Origin of the sequence: Bacteroides sp. D22, from assembly GCF_000163675.1 — a bacterium.
Lineage (GTDB): Bacteria > Bacteroidota > Bacteroidia > Bacteroidales > Bacteroidaceae > Bacteroides > Bacteroides xylanisolvens.
In genome coordinates, this window is sequence record NZ_GG774816.1 from 102,365 (window position 1) to 105,927 (window position 3,563).

Sequence of the window (3,563 nt, forward strand, 5' to 3'; positions counted from 1 at the left end):
GAAGCATGTGCACAGCGCTCCCGGACAGGCACCTGTAACCGAGGTTCATACTTATACCTACGACCTTGCGAACCGCCTGTTGAAGAGCGTTTATCAATTGAATGACAGGGATTCTATCACTTTGGTTGACAATATTTACGACGAGGTCGGTCGTCTGTTTGTAGACAGGCGCAACGGTGTTCCTGAATTGCGTACAAATTACAGCTACAATCTCCGTTCTTGGCTGAAAGGAGTCAGCAGCCCGTTATTCAGCCAGACTTTGAACTATCAGGAGACTATTAATGATATTGCCCCTTGCTATAATGGTAATATCAGCAGTCTGTTTTGGCGTACGGCACAGAATAATGCTTCAAATGCATTGATTAGTTCTCCTGAAAAAGGCTATGGTTTTACCTATGACGGCCTTTCCCGCCTGAAAGACGCTGTTTATGGTGAAGGCACATCCCTGAATCAAAACCGGAACCGCTTCAATGAGCAAATAACTGGTTATGACAAAATGGGTAATATCTTGGGTCTGCTTAGATATGGTCAAACGGGTACGGATTCTTACGGTCTGATTGACAACCTGAATCTGACCTACAATGGCAATCAACTAGAGTCCGTTTATGACAATGCCACTAATTCTGTATTTGGTAATGGTATGGAGTTTAAGGATAATGCCCATGAAACGGTCGAGTATGCTTATGATAAAAATGGTAACCTGACTAAAGATTTAAACAAAAATATAACTGGAATTCAATATAATATCTTAAATTTGCCTAGTCACATCACCTTTGCTGACGGAAATAGTATTGTCTATGAATATGCTGCAGACGGCAGTAAAGTCCGTACCACGCATACTATAAATGATAACGTCACGTCTACTGTTTATTGTGGCAATGCGGTCTATGAGAATGGCAGTTTGACGATGTTGCTGAATGAGTCTGGTTATTATAGTTTTCAGGATAACAAGTTCCACTTTTACATTAAAGATCATCAGGGAAATGTCCGTGTAGTTGCTGATGAAACCGGCAAAGTTGATGAAGTGAATGATTATTATCCTTTTGGTGGTTTGATGTCTAATGCATGCAATAATGTGCAGCTTTATAAGTATAATGATAAAGAGTTGGATCGGAAAGGTGGATTGGATTGGTATGATTATGGGGCAAGGCATTATGATGCGATGATAGGAAGATGGTGTGCGGTAGATTCTTTAGCAGAAAAATATAATTCTTTTAATGTTTATAATTACTGTGGAAATAATCCTATTAGATATGTTGACCCTAATGGTAATGGATGGGATGAAGCTTGGCCATTTTTAAAAAACTCTCTTTCAGTTTCATTCTCGATAGGTTCGCAAGCGAATGCTGATATTAAGGTAATGGGAGTTAATGTTGGACTAGGAGTAAATGGAGGTAGTATGAAAATTGGTGATGGGCCTTTAACTGTTGAAAAGGGTTTGTCAATTGGAGTTGGAATTTTTAATGCAGAGAATTATACAAGAGCTTATGAACTTGATTCTTGGACCTCTGTTAGAGAAAGCGGTTATACTGTTGGTATTCCTTTAATAACAGAGGATCATAAAAAAACTGAAACCTTTGATTCTACAGGTAGATATTTTGAAAAAACAGGAGAATCGAATACTATAGATACAGATTATACTATAGGGGTTTCTGCGAGTGTTATTTTGGGTGCTGATATTTCAATAGATTTGTCTGAGATATGGAATTTTTTTGAGGCATTATTTAAATAGAAAGTTAAGATGGAAGAAATGAAGAAAAAAAGATTTTATGCCATAGTTATAGATTTTTTTATAGCTTGTATTATGGTTTGGATGGTAGATGCTATTATAAGTTTGATTGTAACTCCTACTCCGCCTTTCTTAATGTTTCCTACAGCTTGCGCTATGCATTTTTTTGTGTATTATTTCTTCTGTAAGGACTGTTATAAAGGTATGAGTTTTGGAAAACGTATCATGGGAATTCAGATTATAAATCTTAAAACTCATAATATAGCAGGTCCTTTGAGATGTGTAGCGCGTAATCTTTGTTATTGTCTGCATTTTATCGAACTTGTTATCTTTTTTGCAAGTCCAAAGGGACAACGGATAGGCGATATTTTGACTTCTACAAAAGTAGTACAAAAAAACGGTTGTTTACAACAAAAAATCAGGCCAGTGGCTTTTACATTTATCGCTTTTTTATTTATTTGGATATTAGGAGTTGTAATCTCCTATATAAGATTAAAGTCTCTTACTATGCAATGATATAAATAAACTTTTTTCTTAATAATCCAAGTTTGATGCTTACGCAAGAGGGTGTGCCTGTTGACACACCCTCTCGTTGTCTCCTATGTCTCCCGTATGTACTTTCGTACGTTCCGACAGTTGCTACGGATGATGTCCTTTCTCTGGTGGATGATGAAGTCCGCCTTACAACCATTTCGGTAACCCTACGGTCAAGGTTCAGCACGGCTTTTCCCCTTTGGGGCATGACCTGATCACATTGCAGGACTACGATGCCCTGAACCGGGCCAGCAAACTCTGGCTTCCTGTGGCGTATGGCAGCAGTGACGGATCTTATGTGAATCCCGGCAAATTGTCACAAACCGCCCGTTCCTTTTTTCTTTACGGCATGGATTCACATCCCTACAGCCTTACTGTGTATGACGGCTCCGCACTGAACGAGGTGGTGGAGGAATATGGTCCTGGCAAGAACTGGCATACTACGGTAACGTTCGCTTCGTACTTCCTCCGCTGGCTGCGGATAGTTTGACGGCAGTACAGTCATACGCTGAAAGCCATCCTGTTTTGCAGAAGTATGCTTACATCTATCATTACGACAAGTATAATCGTTGTATCTATAAGAAACTCCCCGGCTGTGACTCTGTTTACACGATTTATGACGCTGCCGACCGACCTGTTTTTACTCAAGACGGTGAACAGCGCAAACGAAACGAGTGGTTTTTCAGTATTCCCGACGGGTTTGGCCGTGTTGTATTGAGCGGCATTTGCAAGAATCAACCGGCTTATGGTGCGGAGTCCACCCCTCTTGATACTGTTGTTGTAAAAGCCGTTTGGGCGAATGAGGAGAATCCGTTGAAAGGTTACCGGTTGGAAGGTATAACCTTAAGTTCCCCGACTGTCTTGTCGGTCAGCTATTACGATTCCTACGACTTCCTTGGTAAAAACGGTATTCCCGATGACGCAACGACAGCTTACTGCGAAACAGCCGGTTATGGCAAACGTTATGGAGATGATTGCAAAGGGCAACAGACCGGAATCTTGACCGCCCGTTTTACAGACAGGGAATATACAGGCTTCATTTACTCGGCATTGTACTATGACGACCGCTACCGCGTTATCCAACGTAAGGGCAATAACGGGCAGAACGGCACTGAATCCGTTTATACGGCTTACAACTTCGAGGGCAGCCCAACGAAAGAGAAGCATGTGCACAGCGCTCCCGGACAGGCACCGGTTACCGAGGTTCATACTTATACCTACGACCTTGCGAACCGCCTGTTGAAGAGCGTTTATCAATTGAATGACAAGGATTCTATCACTTTGGTTGACAATATTTACG

The 3,563-nt window shown here is 41.1% G+C and carries 3 protein-coding genes and 1 pseudogene; all 4 read left to right on the forward strand.

Going from position 1 to position 3,563, the window contains the following annotated elements; all coding sequences use genetic code 11:
• Nucleotides 1–1,732: RHS repeat domain-containing protein (locus HMPREF0106_RS0125025; RefSeq protein ID WP_009040702.1), on the forward strand; the 1,732-nt coding region annotated here is incomplete at its 5' end.
• A gap of 9 nt (nucleotides 1,733–1,741) precedes the next feature.
• Nucleotides 1,742–2,245, forward strand: a complete 504-nt coding sequence (locus HMPREF0106_RS0125030; RefSeq protein ID WP_032851563.1) for an RDD family protein — start codon at nucleotides 1,742–1,744, stop codon at nucleotides 2,243–2,245.
• Between the two features lie 217 nt (nucleotides 2,246–2,462).
• Entirely contained in the window at nucleotides 2,463–2,753 is a 291-nt protein-coding gene (locus HMPREF0106_RS06035; protein ID WP_009040703.1) for a DUF6443 domain-containing protein, read from the forward strand.
• Nucleotides 2,750–3,563 (forward strand): annotated as a pseudogene (locus HMPREF0106_RS27500) (RHS repeat-associated core domain-containing protein); the annotation flags it as partial. The gene HMPREF0106_RS06035 and the pseudogene HMPREF0106_RS27500, both read left to right, overlap by 4 nt.